The sequence below is a fragment of the Dyella sp. genome, assembly GCF_035685805.1.
In the GTDB taxonomy this organism is placed as follows: domain Bacteria; phylum Pseudomonadota; class Gammaproteobacteria; order Xanthomonadales; family Rhodanobacteraceae; genus Dyella_A.
The window spans coordinates 1-17,671 of the sequence record NZ_DASSAB010000012.1; the positions used below are offsets into that span (position 1 = coordinate 1).

The window sequence follows — 17,671 nt, forward strand, 5'->3', positions numbered from 1 at the left end:
GCTGGCTATGTACGAGACTTCATCGCCAAGAAGTCCCAGCTCACCCCCAATGTGGTCGCGGCACTTGCAACGCCTTACCATCGGGCCTAACCAGTCATTCAAGGCGGACGGCTTCGCCGCCGCTTAACTCCAGCGTTAGGCCTCGGAGGCAGCATTGGTCAAGCTCGTGGATTGGTCCGGTGAATGGGCCGCAGCAATCGGCAAAGCTTTTGTTGCATTTGGCGGCATTGAACACGTTTCAGTGGCATGCCTGCGTTCCATACCGCGAGACAACTTGCAGAAGAGCACGAAATCCCTTCGTCTCGGGCAGCGCATCGATCTCCTTACCGAAATCCTTGAGGGGTACGAAGAAGAGCCTTACCGGCTTCTTTCGCAGCACCTCGGCCGAGCAAAGGTACTAGCCGAGACGCGCAACCTCATTGCACACAACCCGCTGCTTCTGGAGTTCTATGAACGGCCGGACGGGACTCTCTATCACCAAGAGGTGATCGCCGCTCTGCATAGAGACAAGAAGGTAACTCTAGTGGAACTAAAGGCATTCGCAGACGAGGCGGAAGCGTTGGCCAACGCGTTGTATGCTGCTAGTTCAGAGGTGTTTCGGCTGCGCGCATCGCTGGCCGGCGCCTAACAATTCGTCCAAGCGGACGGCTACGCCGCCGCTTAACTCAAGCGTTAGGTCTCACAGGAGACATCACGATGTCTGAGAAAGAGCAAGAAGCTACGTCCTTCGTCATTGAGCAGCGCGACAAGATTGAAATTTATGCCGGGGAGCACGGTCACGTTGTGATTAAACAGGACTCTTACACGGGGGAAGAGAGCGTTGTCTTAATTCACCCCGATGACGTTGAACTTGTCATCCGGCACATACTGGCAGCAAGAGATGAGGCCTACGAAATCCGTGCAACCAGCAAAACCTAACATTTCGTTTGAGGCGGACGGCTACGCCGCCGCTCAACTCCAGCGTTAGGCCGTATGGGAGAAGGTATTGAACAAGTCTGTTGCTAGCTCATTGCTCGCTATGCACGCCCTCGGTAACGTTGCCGCGTTCATGTCCAACCCCGACTATTATCTATGGGCATCGTTCTCTATCGTTTCCCTGGTAGTTTGCTGTTTTCTGGTCGACCAGCAAACCGCCAAGCTGCTTGCGCTCTCGTATCTCGTAATCGGCCTGTATAGCTTCCTCGTTGGCCTTGCCTTCTTTACCCATGGTCAGCTCAGCGGCGTCGGCGTCACAGCAATCGTTCTGGTTTTTCCCGCAGTGCTCTACGTGGTTTACCGTGTTTACTCATCCAGGCCACGCGCAGGTAGCGTAACCTCCGGCATGGCCTAATATCTCGTTCAAGGCGGACGGCTTCGCCGCCGCTTAACTCTAGCGGTAGACGGGACGCGCGGCATGCACCGGTCGCCACCGCGCTGAGGTGCAGCTATCGCATCGGCGATGGGCTGCGCTCGGTTGCTGGATCAGGGAAAGTGCGCTGGCCCGGGTGGCCGCATAGCGCAATGAAATGCAATGCCGCGTGCTGGAGCATCTGCACACTCAAGTCCGCTAGCGGTTCGCGGGATGTTGGTCCCGTGCCGCGCGCTTCAAGGCGACCGGACGGCGTGGAAGAACGCCAAGCGCCGCCGGCCGCGTTCGTGTCCTTGTCAGTCCACCCGTTGCAGCTCCGGGAGAGCACCATGCACATCGCGCAGAAAAGCCTGGTTGTTCTGAGCGGCCTGGCCGCCCTGGCCTTATCCACGCCCTTCGTCGCACGCTCCGCCTCGGAGCCGGCCCCCGACAAGAACTCGGTCAAGGTCGAGGGAGGGCTGGGCTTCAGCGAGTTCAAAGGTTACGAGGGCTGGCAGGTCATTTCCGTCAGCCAGCACAACAACGTCATCGCCGCGGTGCTGGGCAATCCGCAGATGATCCGCGCGTTCCAGGCAGGCATCCCCGGTAACGGCCAGCCGTTCCCCGACGGTGCCCGGATGGCGAAGATCCACTGGGTGGCGACGACGAGCGCGACGGCGCCCACCCCGACCACCGTGTCGGGCGATCTGCATGACGTGGGTTTCATGGTGAAGGACAGCAAGCGCTTCGCCGACGGCGCCGGGTGGGGATGGGCTGCTTTCCAGTACGACGCCGCGACCCGTGCATTCAGGCCGAGCTCGCAGGAAGACCATCCGCCGCAGGATCACGACGCCAAGTGCGGTCTCGCCTGCCACACGATCGTGAAGAACAGGGACTACGTCTTCTCTCAGTACGGGGAGCGTTAGGGCATCACGCTCGGGGCCATCCACAGCGCCTGCCATCGCGCGGGAATCGCGCCGGGCGAAGGCCGGGGTCGGCGTGTCGTTGTTCCTTTAGGCGGGCTCCCAGCTCCGATGTTTCCACCACGAGCATCTGTGCAAGCGGCGCTGACTAACCCCGCCAGTTCGCGTGCGCATCCCAGAACGCCGCCGCGTGCCGATACGCCTCGCGATCCAGCGGCACGCCGGAGCCGCCTTCTTCCACGCCCAGCGCGTTGCGCAGCATGGTGATGGGCAGCATCGGGATTTCTTCCGGCTCCATGGTGTAGAGGCAGCCGACTACGCCCCAGTCGGCGGTGATCGGCTCGCCTTCCCTGGCCAGCTGCTCGCGGCTGTAGAGGATGGGCAGCAGGTAGTGGGCGACCGGCGGATCGACGTCTTCGAACCAGCGCACCAGCACCGGCAGTTCCTGCTTGGTACGGGCCTCGTAGGCCGAGCGCAGCAGGTGGCGGTTGGCGTCGGTGATCGGCACGGCCATGCAACGCGTGGAGGTCCAGTTGTGGTGCACGTGCAGGCGGCAGAACGGCGCGTAGCCTTGCAGCACCTGCAGCGGTGGTTCGTCGTTGAGGCGCTGCTCGAACGCTTCGGCGCTGCAGTCCTGGATGGTGTTGCGACGCGATTCGCGGGGGAACAGGCGGGCGCGGGCGAACGGGGTGAGCACGATGGACATGACGGGTCTCGGGCGTTCCGGGTTTCAGCTGACGGTGTGATGGGCGGCCATTGCCGGGTGGATCATTTTTTATCTGCCGCGCTGCTGTGTCTGCGCAAAAAACCGGCCGCGGACGTTCAACGCTTGCCAGGGTTTCCGCTCGATGGCGTGCGCTCAGGGGAGTCGACCGCCTGACGCGAGCGGCCCTGATGGGCTGTACGTCGGCAGATGGATCAGGCGGCCATCGACGGTCGCTGCGCCATCGCCGCGCGCCATCGCAGCAGGTGCGGCAGGCTGTCGTCGGGTTTCAGTCGGACGACCCGCGCAAAGTCCACGGTCACCACCGCGGTGATGTCGGCAATGCTGAACTGGTCGGCGGCGATGAAATCCCGTCCGGCCAGTTGCTCGTTGAGGGTGACGAAGAACTGCCGGGCCCGGGCCAGGCCGCGCTGGGCCAGATCGGGAATCTGCGGGTAGTCCACCGGGCCGGGCAGGGCGCGGTTGGCCATGGCCGGGTTGCTGTTGCGCAGCGCGTCGGCCACTGCCATCAGGCCGTCGAACTCGCAGCGCCACTGCCAGCTGGCGATGGCCGCCTTGTCCTGCGGCGTGCGGCCCAGCAGCGGCGGCTCCGGATAGCGCGCTTCGAGGTAGGCGGCGATGGCGGCGTTGTCGGTGAGCAGCACGCCTTCGTCCGTCTGCAGCGCGGGCACGGTGCATTGCGGGTTGATCTGGCGATAGGCCTCGCCCATCTGCTCGGCGCTGCGCAAGTCGATCGGCACCGTGGCATGCGGCACGCCTTTTTCCACCAGCAGGATGCGCGCGCGGCGGGGGCTGGGCGCGGTGGCGCAGTCGTAGAGCGCGATCACGCGGCGTCGCCGGCCGGCGGGGCGAGCTTGTCCTGGGTGCGGGTATCGAAGTCGCCGGCGTCGTGGCGCTCGTGCAGCTGGCTGGACGGCTCGCCCCAAGTTCGATTGACCTTGCGCCCGCGCTGCACGGCGGGACGCGCGGCGATCTCGTCGGCCCAGCGCAGCACATGCTTGTAGTCCTGCACGGAGAGGAACTCGCCGGCCTCGTACAGCTGGCCCTTCACCAGCGCGCCGTACCAGGGCCACACCGCCATGTCGGCGATGGTGTAGTCGTCGCCGGCAAGGAAGCGGTGCTCGGCCAGGCGGCGGTCCAGCACATCGAGCTGGCGCTTGACCTCCATCGCGTAGCGGTTGATCGGATATTCGAACTTGGCCGGCGCGTAGGCGTAGAAATGGCCGAAGCCGCCGCCCAGAAACGGCCCGCTGCCCATCTGCCAGAACAGCCAGGACAGGCATTCAGCGCGCGCGGCGCCGGCGGTGGGCAGGAACGCGCCGAATTTCTCTGCCAGGTACTGCAGGATGGCGCCGGACTCGAACACCCGCACCGGCGTGGCGCCGCTGTGATCCATCAGGGCCGGGATCTTGGAGTTGGGGTTGACGTCGACAAAGCCGCTGCCGAACTGATCGCCGTCGTTGATGTTGATCAGCCACGCGTCGTACTCGGCGCCGCGGTGGCCCAGCGCCAGCAGCTCCTCGAGCATGACGGTGACCTTGACCCCGTTGGGCGTGGCCAGCGAGTAGAGCTGCAGCGGGTGGCGTCCCACCGGCAGCGCCTTGTCGTGCGTGGCGCCGGCGATCGGACGGTTGATGCTGGCGAACTTGCCGCCGCTCTGCTGATCCCAGGTCCAGACCTTGGGCGGGGTGTAGTCGGTTGCGTCGCTCATAAGGTGTGCTCCGTTGCCTTGCGCCGATAGCGGCGCCTGAATTGATCGATGGGGCGGGCGTCTGTCGCGGCGCGTTGTTCAGCCGCTGCGCCTAGGTGCTACGTCGGGCTGTCGTGGCCGGCGGCCACCGTCCTCACGCCACGAACTGCAGCCGCGCCAGCTCCGCGTACAGGCCGCCTTCGGCCAGCAAGCTCTCGTGCGTGCCCTGCGCCACGATGCGGCCGCCGTCCATCACCACGATGCGGTCGGCGCGCTGCACGGTGGCCAGGCGGTGGGCGATGACCAGCGTGGTGCGGCCTTTTTCCAGTCGCTCCAGCGCCTGCTGGATGGCCGCCTCGGATTGGGCATCGAGCGCGGAGGTGGCTTCGTCCAGCAGCAGCAGCGGGGCGTCGCGCAGGATGGCGCGGGCAATCGCCACACGCTGGCGCTGGCCGCCGGACAGGCGCACGCCACGCTCGCCCATCTCGGCGTCGTAGCCGTTATCCAGTGCGCTGATGAACTCGTGCGCCTCGGCGGCCTTGGCCGCTTCGCGCACGTCGGCGTCGCTGGCGTCCTGGCGGCCGAAGCGGATGTTGTCCGCCGCGGTGCCGCTGAAGATGATCGTCTCCTGCGGCACCAGCGCGATGGCGCCGCGCAGGTCGGGCAGGGTGAGCGCGCGCAGGTCCACGCCGTCCAGCGTGATGGTGCCGGACTGCGGGTCGTAGAAGCGCAGCAGCATCGAGAACACGGTGCTCTTGCCGGCGCCGGAGGGCCCCACCAGCGCCACCGTCTCGCCCGGATTGACGGTAAGCGTGAAGCCTTCCAGCGCGGCGTTGTTCGCGCGGGTCGGGTAGTGGAAGGTGATGTCGCTGAACTGCAGCGCGCCGCGGGTCGGCCGGGGCAGCGGCTGCGGATGGGCCGGCGCGGTGATCTCCGGCTGCTCGGCCATCAGCTCGCCGATGCGCTCCATGGCGCCGGCGGCACGCAGCACGTCGCCCCACACTTCGGACAGGCCGGCCACCGAGCCGGCGGCGAACACCGCGTACAACACGAACTGGCCGAGCACGCCGGCGTCCATGGTGCCGGCGAGCACGTGGCGCGCGCCGGCCCACAGCACCAGCGTGATGGCGCCGAACACCAGCACGATCACCGCCATGGTGAGCAGCGAGCGCATGCCGATACGCCGGCGCGCGGTGGCCAGCGCGAGGTAGATGGCCTTGGCGTAGCGGCTGCTCTCGATGCTTTCGCGCGCGTACGCCTTCACCGCGGTGGAGGCATTGAGGGTTTCGTTGGCGATGGCGGCGGCATCGGCGAGGCGGTCCTGGCTGGCGCGCGAGAGCTTCTGCACGCGGCGGCCGAACACCAGGATCGGCAGCATCACCGCGGGAATCACCAGCGCCGTGAGGCCGGCCAGCGAGGGCGCGGTCCACACCATGGCGATGGCCGCGCCCACCAGCATCACCGCGCTGCGCAGCGCCACCGACACGCCCGAGCCAACCAGCGCCTGCACCACTTCGGTGTCGGCACTGAGGCGCGAGGTGAGTTCGCCCACGCGGCTCTTTTCGAAGAAGCCCACGTCCAGCCGGATCACGTGCGCATACAGCGCGTCGCGCAGCGAGGCGAGCGAGCGCTCGCTGAGCAGGGTGATGCAGAAGTAGCGCGCGGCGGTGGCGAAGGCGAGCACCAGCGCCACGCCGAACAGCGCCAGGAAGGTCTCGTTGATCACCGCCAGGCTGGAGTTGCCGAAGCCCTGGTCGATGATGTGGCGGAACGCCATCGGCAGCGCCAGCGAGGCGCCGGAGGACAGTCCCAAAAACAGCAGCCAGCCGAACGCCAGCCCCTTGTGCGGTGTGATGAAGGGCCACAGCGCGCGCAGGGCGCCGATGCGGCGGGCAGGGCGGGGCGTCTCGGCGGTGGCGTCGCTCATGGGATCTCGCTTGCGGCTTAGGGGCGGCGCGCTCGACGCACCATCGCATCAGGTGGGGCGATACGCGGGCGATTCAATGCGCCGCGGGTGCTGGCGCGCGACCGAAGGACGCATCCGGCCGCGGTTCGCAGCAACTTGCGCGGCCGCACGGCGATTTCGCCGCGGGCCGCGGGCGGCGGTGCGGCCTCAGCCCGCCGCGGGTGCGTGCGACTCGCAGCCCCAGCCGTCGTTCTGGCCATGGAACGCTTCGGCCGCCTCGGCCAGCAGCTGCTCGAAGCCGTCGACGTTGTCGTGGGTGAGCAGCATGTAGGGGTGCACCAGGACCTGCCAGGGCAGCTCGTCGTGCTCCTCGTAGGCGGAGCAGGACACCTTCTGGTCGTTGCGCAGCAGGTGCACGGCGAACTTCAGCGCGTCGTCCTCGCTGGGGAACAGCACGGCGAAATCCACTTCGCGCGGAATCGAAAGATCGTCGCCCTGCTCGACCATGCTCCAGAGGGCATCGCCGTTGTGGTCGTCGGGAAAGGCAGCGGGGTCACGGGTCATGGCGGGCTCGCAGGGGGAGGGGAAGCGGTCAGTGTGGCGCTTTCGTCGGTACGCTGCGCGACGCTGCGCCCGCGCGTGATGTCGCCGATGCGCTCGCGCGCTTCGTCCACGCGGGCCGCGGGCAGGCGCAGCTGCAGGTCGGCGCCGTCGGCGTGGAAGGTCTCCTGCTCGACCGTGACATCCAGCTCGGGCAGCCGCGCCTTGAGCAGCGCGAGGTCGGCAAAGTCGCAGCGCAGCGCGAGCGTGGCCATGGCGATGATCGGCACCCGCTCGGCCTGGCGCAGGCACTCGGCCGCAGTGCCGCCATAGGCGCGCACCAGCCCGCCCACGCCGAGCTTGGTGCCGCCGTACCAGCGCGTGACCAGCACCACGGCCTGGTCGATGCCCTGGCCTTCGATCGCCTGCAGGATCGGCCGGCCGCCGGTGCCGGTGACTTCGCCGTCGTCGTTGAAGCGGTACGCCTGCCCGATGCGATACGCCCAGCAGTTGTGCGTGGCGGTGGGGTCGCTCGACGCCTGCACGAACGCGAGCGCTTCTTCCGGCGTGGCGACCGGTGCGGCCAGGGCGAGGAAGCGGCTCTTCTTGATCTCCTGCTCGTACTGGCTGCGGCCGGCGAGGGTTTGCAGCGTGTCGCTCACGTGCGGCACGACCGGGCGGAAATTTTATTCATTGCCGCGATGCGCTGTGCGGGTGAGTCGGCGGCAATGAAGCCGGATGAGCGGCAGTCGCTGTTGAAACGCTCTCGCGGCGCGCGCCGGGGTGACGGGCTGAGGGTGTCTCGCGGGTGGCTCATGGCGTTTTTGTTCGGGCGCAAGTGCGGGCGGTGCCGTCACGATGGCCTCCATGACGCGGCATCTCGGCGAACGCGGCAGCCCCGCGCCCCTCGTGTGCGTGAGTTGCCGAGTTGCTGGACGCCGATGTTCGCCGGGATGACGAGCCGGGGATGTCTCGCGGGAGGGTCACGGCGTGCGGTCCAGCCGTTTGCGCAGATCCTCGGGCAGCGGCCACAGCGGGTAGTTCCGGTGGAATGTGTCGAGTCGTTTGCGTGCGGCGTCGTCCTGGCCGCTGGCGTAGAGCGCGCGGATGGCGTCCAGCTCGGCGGCGGGGGCGTCTGCGGTGGCGGGAGCGACATCCAGCATGGGCGAGGGGGCGGCCATGAGCGTGGGCGTGATGCTGCTCGGCGGTGCCGGTGGCGATGGCGGTGCCGGAGGGTCCGGTGGTGGTGCGGGCGGTGTCAGCCGGCCTGCGGCGCCGGTCGGCTCGACCCGCTCTGCGGGTGCTTGCGACGCGGCCTCGATTACTAGTGCGGGAGCAGGTGCCGCTTCTTCCAGCGTGTTGGCGTTTGTGGGTGCCGGTGCCGGCGCCGGTGCCGGCGCGGGTGCGGGCGCGAAGCGATCGGCGTCGGTCGTCTGCATTCGCGCGGCGGGCTGGCGCTGTGGGGCGGGTGCGCGCGGCGTCGGTGCGGCTTTGCGCTGTGCCGGTTCGGCGGGCGTCACCGGCATCGGCCGCGCCGCTGCCGGTGCGTCGATGCGCTTGGCGGCCGCGGCTTGTGCGGTCGGCTCGGACTGTCGGGCGGATGCCGCGGCCAGGGTTTCGGCGTTGGCGCGGCGTGCGCGGGAGTCCTGCTCGTCGCGCAGGCGCTGCGCGTCGGCCGCCCTCGCTTCGGCGGCGGGGGTGGAGGCCGAGGCTGGCGCGCGCGAGGGGACCGGCTCGGTCGGCAGCGTGCGCATCTGCCAGGCGAGCCCGGCGGCGAGCACCAGCGTGGCCGCCGTGCCCAGCGCGATCGGCCAGCGCGGGCGGCGCGAGGACGCGGCCGGTGCGGCGGTGACGGCGCCTGCCGCCATGCGGCGCACGGCAGCATCCAGCGCGGGCGGCGGCTCGGGCTGCGGCAGGCGCGCGTACAGCGCCTTCAGCTCCGCCTCGCCGGGCAGCGCGTCGTCGTCATCGTGGGGCGGCTGGGGTGGCAGCGGCGTGGTCATGGGCTCAGTACATCGCGCAGTTTGGTCATGGCGTAGCGCAGGCGGGACTTCACCGTCTCGCGGCCGACGTCGGTGATCTGGGCGATCTCCTCCAGGCTCAGGTCGTGTTCCAGTCGCAGCAGCACGGCGACACGCTGGTCGTCGGGCAGCTGCTCGATGGCACGTTGCAGCCCGCGACGGCGTTCGAAGTCGGACAGCGCATGCTCAGGTTGTTCGTGCTCGGGTGCGGGGTGGGCGGCCAGCGCAAGCTCGGCCTCGTCGCCCTCGGCCAGCGGCCGCTTGCGCCGATAACTGTCGATGATCAGGTGATGCGCGATCTGCAGCAGCCAGGTGCTGAATTTGGCCTGCGGCTGGTAGCGGGTCCGTGAGGCGATCACGCGGCTCCAGGTGTCCTGGAACACTTCGTCGGCCAGCGAGCGGTCGCGCACGCTGCGCAGCACGAAGCGGTAGAGCGTGCCGCGATGCTTCGCGTACAGCGCATCGAACGCGGCGAGGTCGCCGCGGCCGTAGGCCAGCATCAGCTGCGCATCGGGGTCGACCGCCACATCCATGGGCGGCGAGGGTACGCGATTTGCCCCGTGCGGATAAGGCGCATCCAGAGGGCAGGGAGTCCCGGCCGGCGCGCGGCGATGGGGGAAGGATGCGGGGGCATCCGTTATCGCCGCGGCCGCGCCGGTCGGAGACAGGTCGCGCATGGCGCCAGGTTCAGCGCAGGCCGATGCCGGGTGCGGTGGGCATCGGGCCGGCGTCGAGCGTCGGCTTGCCCGCGCCGGCGCCGTGCGTGCTCAGGCCGTCGGCGAGGTTCACCAGCTGCACGAAACCGGCGCGGTAGCCGTCCGCGTCATCGCCGCGGGCGTCGCGCGCCAGTGCGGAAATCCGGGCGTAGTCGTAGCCATCGAGGTAGCGCCCGCCGCGCAGGGCCTCGGCAAAGGCGGCGACCGAGGCGGCAAAGCGCAGCCGCGCGCTGGCCTCGCGTTCCGGTGTTGCCGCGATCGGTCGCTCGATCAGCGTGCTGGCGTCGTGACCGGGCAGCTTGTAGCGCAGTCGCAGGAAGGCCAGCTCGCCGCTGCGATCGCTACGCGCGTCGTGCTTGCCGTAGCGCAGCGGATCGACGCGCGTGGCGTCCGAGCCGGCCGGGGTGATCTCGTAGATCGCGGTGACGTTGGCGCCCGCGCCGATGTCGCCGGCATCGACCGCGTCGTTGTTGAAATCCTCACGCCGGAGCTGGCGCTTCTCGTAGCCGATCAGGCGGTATTCCTTCACCTGGGCGGGGTTGAACTCCACCTGCACCTTCACGTCCTTGGCGATGGTGAGCAACGTGGCGGACAGCTCGTCCACCAGCACGCGGCGGCCTTCCTGCAGGCTGTCGATGTAGTGGTGGCTGCCGTTGCCGGCATCGGCCAGCATCACCGCCATGGCGTCGTTGTAGTTGCCTTCGCCGAAGCCCAGCGTGGTGAGCGCGACACCGCTCTTGCGGTGATCCTCGATCTTGGTCTTCAGCGCCTGCTCGCTCACCGTGCCCACGTTGAAGTCGCCGTCGGTGGCGAGGATCACCCGGTTCACGCCGCCGGTGATGAAACCCTGCTCGGCCTGCGCGTACGCCAGGTCGATGCCGGCATCGCCGTTGGTGGAGCCGTTGGCGCCAAGGCTGTCAATCGCCGCGTCGATGGTGGCGTGCCGGTCGCCCGCGGTGGAGGGCAGCGCCACGCCCGCGCTGCCGGCGTAGGTGACGATGGCCACGCGATCCTGCTCGCGCAGCTTGCCGACCAGTTGCTTGAGCGAGGCCTTGAGCAGCGGCAGCTTGTCCGGCTCGTCCATCGAGCCGGAGGTGTCGATGAGGAACACCAGGTTGGCGGCGGGAATCGCACTGGCCGGCACGCGGTAACCCTGCACGCCGACCAGCAGCAGCTGGCGCTGCGGATTCCACGGCGCCGGCGCCAGCTCGGTGGTGACGCTGAACGGCTGGCTCTGATCGGCCGGCGGCGTGTAGCCATAGTCGAAGTAGTTGATGAACTCCTCCGCGCGCACCGCATCGGCCGGCGGCAGCTGGCCGGCCTCCAGCATGCGGCGCACGTTGGTGTAGGAGCCGGTGTCCACGTCCAGCCCGAAGGTGGACACGGGCTGCTCGCTGGCCAGCTGTACCGGGTTGCTGTCTCGGTGGGTGTAGTGCTCGGTGTTTACCGCATGGGACCCGGACCAGGGCGCGGGTGCCACCAGCTGGGGGACGGCCATCAACGTGGGCGCGTAGGCCATGCGCCGGGAAGCATCCGCCGTCTCGGCGAGCTTGGCTTCGGCACGCCTGGCTTCGGCAAGCGGCGCGGCGGCGACCGGTACTGACGGCGGCGCGGGCGGGGCAGGCACGGCGGCAGGCGGCGGCGCGGAATGCCCGGCCGTATGGGCACCCGTCGCCGCGCGTGGCTTGGTTGCGGCGGCAGCGGACGGCGTCGGGGTAGCGGCGGTGTCGCCCATGGGGCGGGACGTGCCGCAGACACTCAGGGCCAGGGCAAGGGCGACGGGCAGGACGCGCAGCAGCAGCGGTTTGGCGGACATCGGGGCAGCCTCCTCGGTGGGGTGTGGAGGTTGAAACGCGACGGTGCCGGAAACGGGGTTGGACCTCGCCACGACGAAGGCGAGGTCGACCGCTGCCGCGTCGGCACCGCCGCGCCGGGCACGGCATGACGCCGGTTAACGAGGTGCCCGGCCACGGCTCGCGCGGCCGCGGCGCGGTAGCATGGGCGTTTCCCCGCACGCATCGACGCCCGCCATGCTCCACAACGACATCCTCCGCGCCATCCGCTACATGCTCGACCTGAGCGACGCCAAGGTGGTGGACATCGTCAAACTGGCCGACCCGGCCTACCTGCTGGAGAAGGAAGACGTGCAGGCGATGCTGCTGCGCGAGGACGACCCGGCCTACCAGACCTGCAGCAACACCATGCTGGCGCGCTTCCTCGACGGGCTGGTGATCTACCGCCGCGGGCGCGACGAGAGCCGGCCGGCGCGGCCGCCGGAAAAGCGCATCGACAACAACGTGGTGCTGAAGAAGCTGCGCGTGGCATTCGAGTTGAAGGACGTGGACATGCACGCGATCTTCGACGCCGCCGGCATGCCGGTGTCCAAGCCCGAGCTCAGCGCGTTGTTCCGCCAGCCCGGCCACAAGAACTACCGCCCGTGTGGCGACCAGCTGCTGCGCAACTTCCTCAAGGGTTTGACCCTGCGGCTGCGCGGCGCAGGCTGATCGCCGCGGCCGCAGGCTGTGTGATGATTGACGGCTGTTTCCAGGGGGTCACTCATGTCCGACATCCAGCAACTTGTGTACGCCAGCCGCGCCACGTTCCAGTCGGCCGACAACGGTGGCGGCGTGGAGCCCGAGGTGGCCCGCATCCTGATGCAGTCGCGGCGCAACAACCCGCGCCGCGGCCTGGTGGGCGCGCTCTATTACGGTGACGGCTGCTTCTTCCAGTGCCTGGAAGGCCCGCAGGCCGAGATCGACACGCTCTACGGGCAGCTGATGAAGGACGCGCGCCACCGCGACCTCAAGGTGCTGCGTCGCCAGTTCATCACGGGCACCTCGTTTGCCGGCTGGTCGATGAAGTACGTGCCCGCCGCCAGCGACGTGCAGACCCTGCTCGCGCTGCACGGCAAGGAGCGGTTCGACCCCTACGCGTTCGACAACGAGCTGCTCGACGCGATGGTGACGCTGCTGCACCACCGCGCCGAAGAAGGCCTCAACCCGATGCCGCCGGCAGCGGGCAGGGCCCGCGCCGGCACGCCGGTGCCGGCAGTGCAGCCGGCCCCTGCGCCGCGCCGCAGCCTGGGCGTGCGGCTGGCCTGGGTGGCGGCAGCGATCGTGGTGGTGGCGCTGGCGGTACTCGCCCTGCGTTGATCGCTTCGGGCCGCACGCGCTGCGGCCCGAAGGCAGCCAAGCTCGGATTGCCATACAGCGCCCGAGACCCGGGTGCGCCATGTGACCTGCCAGATGCAACGTGGCTGCCGAAATCCGCTTGTCGCCACGCCGTGTCGCTGCGCCGGCACCTGCGGGGGCAGCCGCTCAGCCGATCACGTCGCCCGGCGGCAGATGCCGGAAATCTTCCGGCGCCAGGTGCTGGGTCAGCCGGAACAGGCCCTCGTGGATCTTGCGCGGCAGTACCACGTCCAGCACGGTGGTCTGGTGCGGCCCCAGCGCGGTGAGCAGATCCTCCCCCGGAGCCGTGCTCGCCAGTGCGTGATGCACCAGCCCGGTCAGGTCGACCGGCTGCACGTTGGCGCCGTAGGGACGATGGGCGATCACCGCATCGCGCAGCGTCTTGCGCGGGTTGCGCGGATCGGGCACGCGGGCATCGCCGGCGAGCAGCGCGTAGTTGAGGAACAGCGACACCGTGCTGCGCTGGCGCGGGTTGGCCTGGCGGTCGATCAGGAACCCCGGCGGCAGCAGGTCCGGGCTGGCCTGCGGCCCGGCGGTGAGCAGGAAGCCGGCGCCGGTGAGCGGCTCGCCGGCCTCGTCGGTGAGTCGCAGGATCAGCAGGCTGCGCGGATCGTGGATGTGCACGCGCGGCGCGAACGGCCCGGCCGGCTCCAGCTCCACCTTGTCGGCATCGCGCGCGGCGTTCTCCTGCGCGAAGGCGTCGCACACCGCGGCGTAGTCGGCCGGGCTGCGCACCGCCAGGCAGCGCACGATGGCGTCGATGGTGGCCGGCGCGGCGCTGGCGAGGATGCCGTGATCCTCGCCGCTGTGTGCGATCCCGGCGAGCAGCTTGAACGCGCAGCGCGGTCCCCGGCTGAGGAACAGCGACAGCGGATCGACCAGGTTGCCGCGGCCGGCCTGCGTGCTCAGCACGGCGTGTTGCGCGTTGAGGTTGGCGGCGGCCAGGCGCACCACGCCGTCCGAACCGTCCTCGCCGGTGTAGCTGTTGAGGTGGTCGTAGAGCGAGCGGTCGGGGCGATCGCCGATCAGCACGAACAGGAACTGCCCGCGCGAGGCGGGATCGGCGCTGTGGATGCGGTCCAGGTTGAGCGACAGCGATTCGGGGCTGCCCAGCTGTAGCCAGTCGAGAATGCGCTGGCCCGGTTCCACCCCGTTGAACCACGCCTTGATGCGACTGATCACGCCCTTGCCCAGCTGCGCCAGCGCGGAGCCGAAATTGGCCGGCGCGAGCATCACCAGATGGGTGAGCCGGATCGTGCTGAAGCTGCCGGGCTTGTCGCGCTGGGCGCGCAGCCACTCGCGCACGATCGGTCCGCCGGTGGAGTGGGTAATGCATGCCACGCTCGGCTCGAGCAGGTGCAGGTCGCGCAGTGCGTGGTCGAACGCCCGCACCAGGTCGGCCATGGTCACGGCATCGTCGAAGCTCACGTACTCGCTCAGCCAGATATCACGCAGGGCCAGGCTCAGGCCCTGCGCCGCCGCCTGCTGTTGCAGCCGTTGCGGCATCTGGCCGTAGGTGGCGGTGTTGGTGACGCTCCAGCCGTGGATGAAGACCAGGGTGCTCATGGCTCGGCTCCATGTCGTGCCCATGCGGCGCCTGTGCGGCGCGGACGCTCACGATGGTACGCCGCAGGCCTGCTGCCGATGTGACGACGTGGCTGGTGACGACAGGGATAGTGACGAGATGCGCAGTGACGACGCGGCGTGGCGCCGCCGCGCCGCGCCCTCGCCGGAAGGGCGGTTAATCCGACGCCAGCTGCGAGCGCGGGTCGGCGGCGGGCAGGTGCCCCGGCCCGACCAGTTCCAGCGTCTGGCCCCACGGCGCGATCACGTCCACATGCACCAGCCCGGCGCGGCTGCCGGCATCAGGCGCCCGGGTGCCGAGCACCGGCACCTGGCGCTGGCGCAGCCAGCGCAGCGCACCGTCCACCCGCTCGGTGCGCAGCCGCACCGCGGGGGCGTCGGCTGCGGCCGCGGTGCCGGCCACCACTTCGATCACGCTGCCCTGCGCGCACTCCAGCAGCACGCGGCTGGCGCCTGGCCGCACCGGATCGAGCGAGGCGCAGCCCATCACGTCACGCAGGAACGCGGCGGCCTGCGTCACATCCGGTGCGCTGATGCGCGCGTAGTCGCTGTCGCCGGTCTGGGCCGCGGCCGGCACACCGGCCACCATCGCCAGCAACAGCCCCAGCGCCAGCACGACAGCTCGCGCGCGGTGGCGCGGCCGGGGCAGGGCGTGGGCTGGTCGGTAGCTGGATGCGGGGTGGGACACGACACGTCACTCGTTGCGATGTGACCGTCAGATGGGTGCCGCCGGAGCCGTTACCAGCATGCATTTCGCGGCCGCTGCGTTTCCCGGCGCGAACAGTCCGGTAGGCTGCGCGTTTTGCCGGAGGAGGCTGCCATGGGTCTGGCCGTGCTGGGAATGCTGCTGCTGGCCGCGCTGGTGCTGGGGTGGCGCGGCCGCCGCCGCGGTGCGCAGGCACTGCTGCTGGCCGCGCTCGGCGTGCTGCTGGCGATCGGCACCGGGCCGCTGCCGCAGACCCTGCTCGATGCGCTGCAGTCGCCCTACGACTCGCGGGTGGAAGGCCCTTGGGCGCAGCGCAACGCGATCGTGCTGCTCGGCGCCGGCACCGCGGTGCCGCCCGATGCGCCGCTGGAACCCACCGTGTATGCGTATGGCCGGATCGCCCGTGCCGCAGCGCTGTATCGCCAGTGCAAGGCGGCGGCGCCGGACTGCAAGCTGCTGGTGACTGGCGGCGATCCGCTGCATCACGGACGCAGCGAGGCTGCGGTGTATGCCGATCTGCTGACCCGGCTCGGCGTGCCGGCGGCGGACCTGATGCTGGAGCCGCGCAGCCTGAGCACCTGGCAGAACGCCCAGTTCAGCCGGCCGCTGCTGCTCGCCTACGCGCCGCAGCGCGTGCTGCTGGTGAGCTCGGCCCTGCACCTGCGCCGCGCGCTGGTGTACTTCGCGCACTTCGGCATCCACCCCGAGCCGGTGCGCGCCGACCTGCTGCGCGCCGCACCGTCGTGGCTGCCGGTGGGGTGGAACGTGACCGTGTTCGACAGCGCCGTGCACGAGTTGCTCGGGCTGGCGCGCTACCGCATCTACAACACGCTGGGCTGGAACGCGCTGCCGGTGGCGTCGCCGGCGATACCGGCAACGCGGTGAGCGTGGCTCAGCCCTCGCGCATCACCATCAGGCGGGTCTCGCTCATGTCCTCGATGGCATAGCGCACGCCCTCGCGTCCCAGCCCGGACAACTTCACGCCGCCGTAGGGCATGTTGTCCACGCGGAAGCTGGGCACGTCGTTGACCACCACGCCGCCTTGTTCCAGTTCGTCCCACGCGCGCATGGCGTGGTCGAGGCGGTTGGTGAAGATGCCCGCCTGCAGGCCGAAATCGGAGTCGTTGACCATCGCCGCCGCCTCGTCGAACGTGCGGAACGGGGCGAGCAGGGCGAACGGGCCGAAGGCCTCCATGCGGTTGGCCTTGGCCTCGTGCGGCACGTTCTCCATCAGCGTCGCCTCCAGCATGGCGCCGTCGCGCTTGCCGCCGCACAGGACCTTGCCGCCGGCCTGGCGCGCTTCCTCGATCCAGCCGTGCAGGCGCTCGGCGGCGGCCTCGTCGATCATCGGGCCGAGGAACACGCCTTTCTTTTTTGGATCGCCGGCCTTGAGCTTCTTCACCGCCGCGACGAGTTTTTTCTTCAGCGCGTCGTAGATGTCTGCATGGGCATAGATGCGCTGCACGCTGATGCAGCTCTGGCCGGACTGATAGAACGCGCCGAACACCAGCCGCTCCACCACGTGGTCGAGCCGGTCGCCCTGGTCGGCGTCGACGATGCACGCGGCATTGCCGCCCAGTTCCAGGGTCACCTTCTTGCGGCCTGCGCGGGCCTTGAGCTCCCAGCCGATCTGCCCGCCGGTGAACGAGAGCAGCTTGAAGCGGTCGTCCTCCACCAGCGGCGCGGCGTGCCTGCCGTCGATCGGCAGGATCGAGAACGCGCCGCGGGGCAGGTCCGTCTGCGCCAGCACCTCGCCGATGATCAGCGCGCCGATCGGGGTCTTCTCCGCCGGCTTCAGCACGAACGGGCAGCCGGCGGCGATCGCCGGCGCCACCTTGTGCGCCACCAGGTTGAGCGGGAAATTGAACGGCGTGATGAAACTCACCGGGCCGATCGGCACCTGCCGGGTGTAGCCGCGGTAGCCGTCCAGCCGTCCGGCCAGCTCCAGGTTGATCGTCTCGCCGTTGATGCGCACGGCCTCTTCGGCGGCGATCTGGAAGGTCTCGATCAGCCGGGTGACTTCGCCGGCGGCATCATGGATCGGCTTGCCCGCTTCCACGCACAGCGCATGGGCAAGCTCGTCGCGGCGGGCGCTGAACTGCTCCACGCAGTGCAGCAGCACCGCCTGCCGCTGCCACGGCTTGAATGCGCGCATCGGCGCGGCGGCCTTCACCGCGGCGACGATCGCCTTCTCGATCGCGCGCGCATCCGGTACTGCCACACGGGTCGCCACGCGGCCGCTGTACTTGTCGCGCACCTCGAGCATCTGGCGCGAGGTCTGCGGGCGATTGGCGAGGTAGTACGGGTAGGTCTTCTCGAGCATGGCAATTCCCGGGGACGAGC

19 protein-coding genes are annotated in these 17,671 nt (G+C 69.2%); 7 read left to right on the plus strand and 12 right to left on the minus strand.

Annotated features, from left to right (window positions below; genetic code table 11):
- The first annotated feature begins 154 nt into the window (after positions 1-154).
- From VFG40_RS02145 to VFG40_RS02160, 4 genes are all read left to right on the plus strand, one after another.
- Positions 155-628: a hypothetical protein gene (locus tag VFG40_RS02145; RefSeq protein WP_324894416.1), complete on the plus strand. Its 474-nt coding sequence runs from the start codon at positions 155-157 to the stop codon at positions 626-628.
- A 68-nt stretch (positions 629-696) separates the two neighbouring features.
- Positions 697-918 carry a hypothetical protein gene (locus VFG40_RS02150; protein WP_324894418.1) on the plus strand — a complete coding sequence of 74 codons (222 nt, stop codon included), beginning with the start codon at positions 697-699 and terminating at the stop codon, positions 916-918.
- Between the two features lie 130 nt (positions 919-1,048).
- Entirely contained in the window at positions 1,049-1,330 is a 282-nt protein-coding gene (locus tag VFG40_RS02155; RefSeq protein ID WP_324894420.1) for a hypothetical protein, read from the plus strand.
- Positions 1,331-1,677: 347 nt separating this feature from the next.
- Entirely contained in the window at positions 1,678-2,253 is a 576-nt protein-coding gene (locus VFG40_RS02160; RefSeq protein WP_324894421.1) for a cytochrome P460 family protein, read from the plus strand.
- Positions 2,254-2,398: 145 nt separating this feature from the next.
- Here the strand turns inward: VFG40_RS02160 and VFG40_RS02165 are convergent, their stop codons facing one another.
- The 9 genes from VFG40_RS02165 to VFG40_RS02205 form a co-directional block, all read right to left on the minus strand.
- Positions 2,399-2,956 carry a DUF3228 family protein gene (locus VFG40_RS02165; protein WP_324894423.1) on the minus strand — a complete coding sequence of 186 codons (558 nt, stop codon included), beginning with the start codon at positions 2,954-2,956 and terminating at the stop codon, positions 2,399-2,401.
- A 212-nt stretch (positions 2,957-3,168) separates the two neighbouring features.
- Complete coding sequence (locus VFG40_RS02170; protein ID WP_324894425.1) at positions 3,169-3,801, minus strand: glutathione S-transferase family protein; 633 nt, start codon at positions 3,799-3,801, stop codon at positions 3,169-3,171.
- Positions 3,798-4,685 carry a glutathione-dependent disulfide-bond oxidoreductase gene (gene yghU, locus VFG40_RS02175; protein WP_324894427.1) on the minus strand — a complete coding sequence of 296 codons (888 nt, stop codon included), beginning with the start codon at positions 4,683-4,685 and terminating at the stop codon, positions 3,798-3,800. The genes VFG40_RS02170 and yghU overlap by 4 nt, the downstream gene beginning before the upstream one ends.
- A gap of 133 nt (positions 4,686-4,818) precedes the next feature.
- Entirely contained in the window at positions 4,819-6,591 is a 1,773-nt protein-coding gene (locus VFG40_RS02180) for an ABC transporter transmembrane domain-containing protein (protein ID WP_324894429.1), read from the minus strand.
- Positions 6,592-6,777: 186 nt separating this feature from the next.
- Complete coding sequence (locus VFG40_RS02185; RefSeq protein ID WP_324894431.1) at positions 6,778-7,134, minus strand: ribonuclease E inhibitor RraB; 357 nt, start codon at positions 7,132-7,134, stop codon at positions 6,778-6,780.
- On the minus strand, positions 7,131-7,772 hold the full coding sequence (locus VFG40_RS02190; protein WP_324894433.1) for an IMPACT family protein: 642 nt from the start codon (positions 7,770-7,772) through the stop codon (positions 7,131-7,133). The genes VFG40_RS02185 and VFG40_RS02190 overlap by 4 nt, the downstream gene beginning before the upstream one ends.
- Positions 7,773-8,093: 321 nt before the next feature.
- Positions 8,094-9,113 carry a hypothetical protein gene (locus VFG40_RS02195; protein WP_324894435.1) on the minus strand — a complete coding sequence of 340 codons (1,020 nt, stop codon included), beginning with the start codon at positions 9,111-9,113 and terminating at the stop codon, positions 8,094-8,096.
- The gene (locus VFG40_RS02200; protein ID WP_324894437.1) at positions 9,110-9,664 is read right to left on the minus strand and encodes an RNA polymerase sigma factor; all 555 of its coding nucleotides are present in this window, start codon (positions 9,662-9,664) and stop codon (positions 9,110-9,112) included. The genes VFG40_RS02195 and VFG40_RS02200 overlap by 4 nt, the downstream gene beginning before the upstream one ends.
- 154 nt (positions 9,665-9,818) lie before the next feature.
- The gene (locus VFG40_RS02205) at positions 9,819-11,663 is read right to left on the minus strand and encodes a vWA domain-containing protein (protein WP_324894439.1); all 1,845 of its coding nucleotides are present in this window, start codon (positions 11,661-11,663) and stop codon (positions 9,819-9,821) included.
- A 214-nt stretch (positions 11,664-11,877) separates the two neighbouring features.
- On the opposite strand from VFG40_RS02205, the gene VFG40_RS02210 reads away from it, so the two are divergent.
- A complete protein-coding gene (locus VFG40_RS02210; protein WP_324894441.1) occupies positions 11,878-12,351 on the plus strand; it encodes a YehS family protein in 474 nt (157 codons plus the stop codon).
- Positions 12,352-12,405: 54 nt separating this feature from the next.
- Positions 12,406-12,999 (plus strand): BLUF domain-containing protein, encoded by a 594-nt coding sequence (locus VFG40_RS02215; RefSeq protein ID WP_324894443.1) that lies wholly within the window; start codon positions 12,406-12,408, stop codon positions 12,997-12,999.
- Positions 13,000-13,164: 165 nt separating this feature from the next.
- Here the strand turns inward: VFG40_RS02215 and VFG40_RS02220 are convergent, their stop codons facing one another.
- Positions 13,165-14,604 (minus strand): lipase family protein, encoded by a 1,440-nt coding sequence (locus tag VFG40_RS02220; protein WP_324894445.1) that lies wholly within the window; start codon positions 14,602-14,604, stop codon positions 13,165-13,167.
- Between the two features lie 175 nt (positions 14,605-14,779).
- On the minus strand, positions 14,780-15,310 hold the full coding sequence (locus VFG40_RS02225) for a VOC family protein (protein WP_324894447.1): 531 nt from the start codon (positions 15,308-15,310) through the stop codon (positions 14,780-14,782).
- A gap of 132 nt (positions 15,311-15,442) precedes the next feature.
- On the opposite strand from VFG40_RS02225, the gene VFG40_RS02230 reads away from it, so the two are divergent.
- Positions 15,443-16,213: a YdcF family protein gene (locus tag VFG40_RS02230; RefSeq protein WP_324894449.1), complete on the plus strand. Its 771-nt coding sequence runs from the start codon at positions 15,443-15,445 to the stop codon at positions 16,211-16,213.
- 7 nt (positions 16,214-16,220) lie between these two features.
- On the opposite strand, the gene VFG40_RS02235 is transcribed toward VFG40_RS02230, so the two are convergent.
- The gene (locus VFG40_RS02235; protein WP_324894451.1) at positions 16,221-17,651 is read right to left on the minus strand and encodes an aldehyde dehydrogenase family protein; all 1,431 of its coding nucleotides are present in this window, start codon (positions 17,649-17,651) and stop codon (positions 16,221-16,223) included.
- Positions 17,652-17,671: the final 20 nt, after the last annotated feature.

Bases quoted from the DNA above. Each gene is read 5' to 3' on its own strand.
- VFG40_RS02150 (WP_324894418.1), top strand. From the start codon at position 697: ATGTCTGAGAAAGAGCAAGAAGCTACGTCCTTCGTCATTGAGCAGCGC.
- VFG40_RS02155 (WP_324894420.1), top strand. From the start codon at position 1,049: ATGTCCAACCCCGACTATTATCTATGGGCATCGTTCTCTATCGTTTCC.
- VFG40_RS02185 (WP_324894431.1), bottom strand. From the start codon at position 7,134: ATGACCCGTGACCCCGCTGCCTTTCCCGACGACCACAACGGCGATGCC.
- VFG40_RS02205 (WP_324894439.1), bottom strand. From the start codon at position 11,663: ATGTCCGCCAAACCGCTGCTGCTGCGCGTCCTGCCCGTCGCCCTTGCC.
- VFG40_RS02160 (WP_324894421.1), top strand. From the start codon at position 1,678: ATGCACATCGCGCAGAAAAGCCTGGTTGTTCTGAGCGGCCTGGCCGCC.
- yghU (WP_324894427.1), bottom strand. From the start codon at position 4,685: ATGAGCGACGCAACCGACTACACCCCGCCCAAGGTCTGGACCTGGGAT.
- VFG40_RS02230 (WP_324894449.1), top strand. From the start codon at position 15,443: ATGGGTCTGGCCGTGCTGGGAATGCTGCTGCTGGCCGCGCTGGTGCTG.
- VFG40_RS02215 (WP_324894443.1), top strand. From the start codon at position 12,406: ATGTCCGACATCCAGCAACTTGTGTACGCCAGCCGCGCCACGTTCCAG.
- VFG40_RS02165 (WP_324894423.1), bottom strand. From the start codon at position 2,956: ATGTCCATCGTGCTCACCCCGTTCGCCCGCGCCCGCCTGTTCCCCCGC.
- VFG40_RS02220 (WP_324894445.1), bottom strand. From the start codon at position 14,604: ATGAGCACCCTGGTCTTCATCCACGGCTGGAGCGTCACCAACACCGCC.
- VFG40_RS02200 (WP_324894437.1), bottom strand. From the start codon at position 9,664: ATGGATGTGGCGGTCGACCCCGATGCGCAGCTGATGCTGGCCTACGGC.
- VFG40_RS02235 (WP_324894451.1), bottom strand. From the start codon at position 17,651: ATGCTCGAGAAGACCTACCCGTACTACCTCGCCAATCGCCCGCAGACC.
- VFG40_RS02180 (WP_324894429.1), bottom strand. From the start codon at position 6,591: ATGAGCGACGCCACCGCCGAGACGCCCCGCCCTGCCCGCCGCATCGGC.
- VFG40_RS02195 (WP_324894435.1), bottom strand. From the start codon at position 9,113: ATGACCACGCCGCTGCCACCCCAGCCGCCCCACGATGACGACGACGCG.
- VFG40_RS02210 (WP_324894441.1), top strand. From the start codon at position 11,878: ATGCTCCACAACGACATCCTCCGCGCCATCCGCTACATGCTCGACCTG.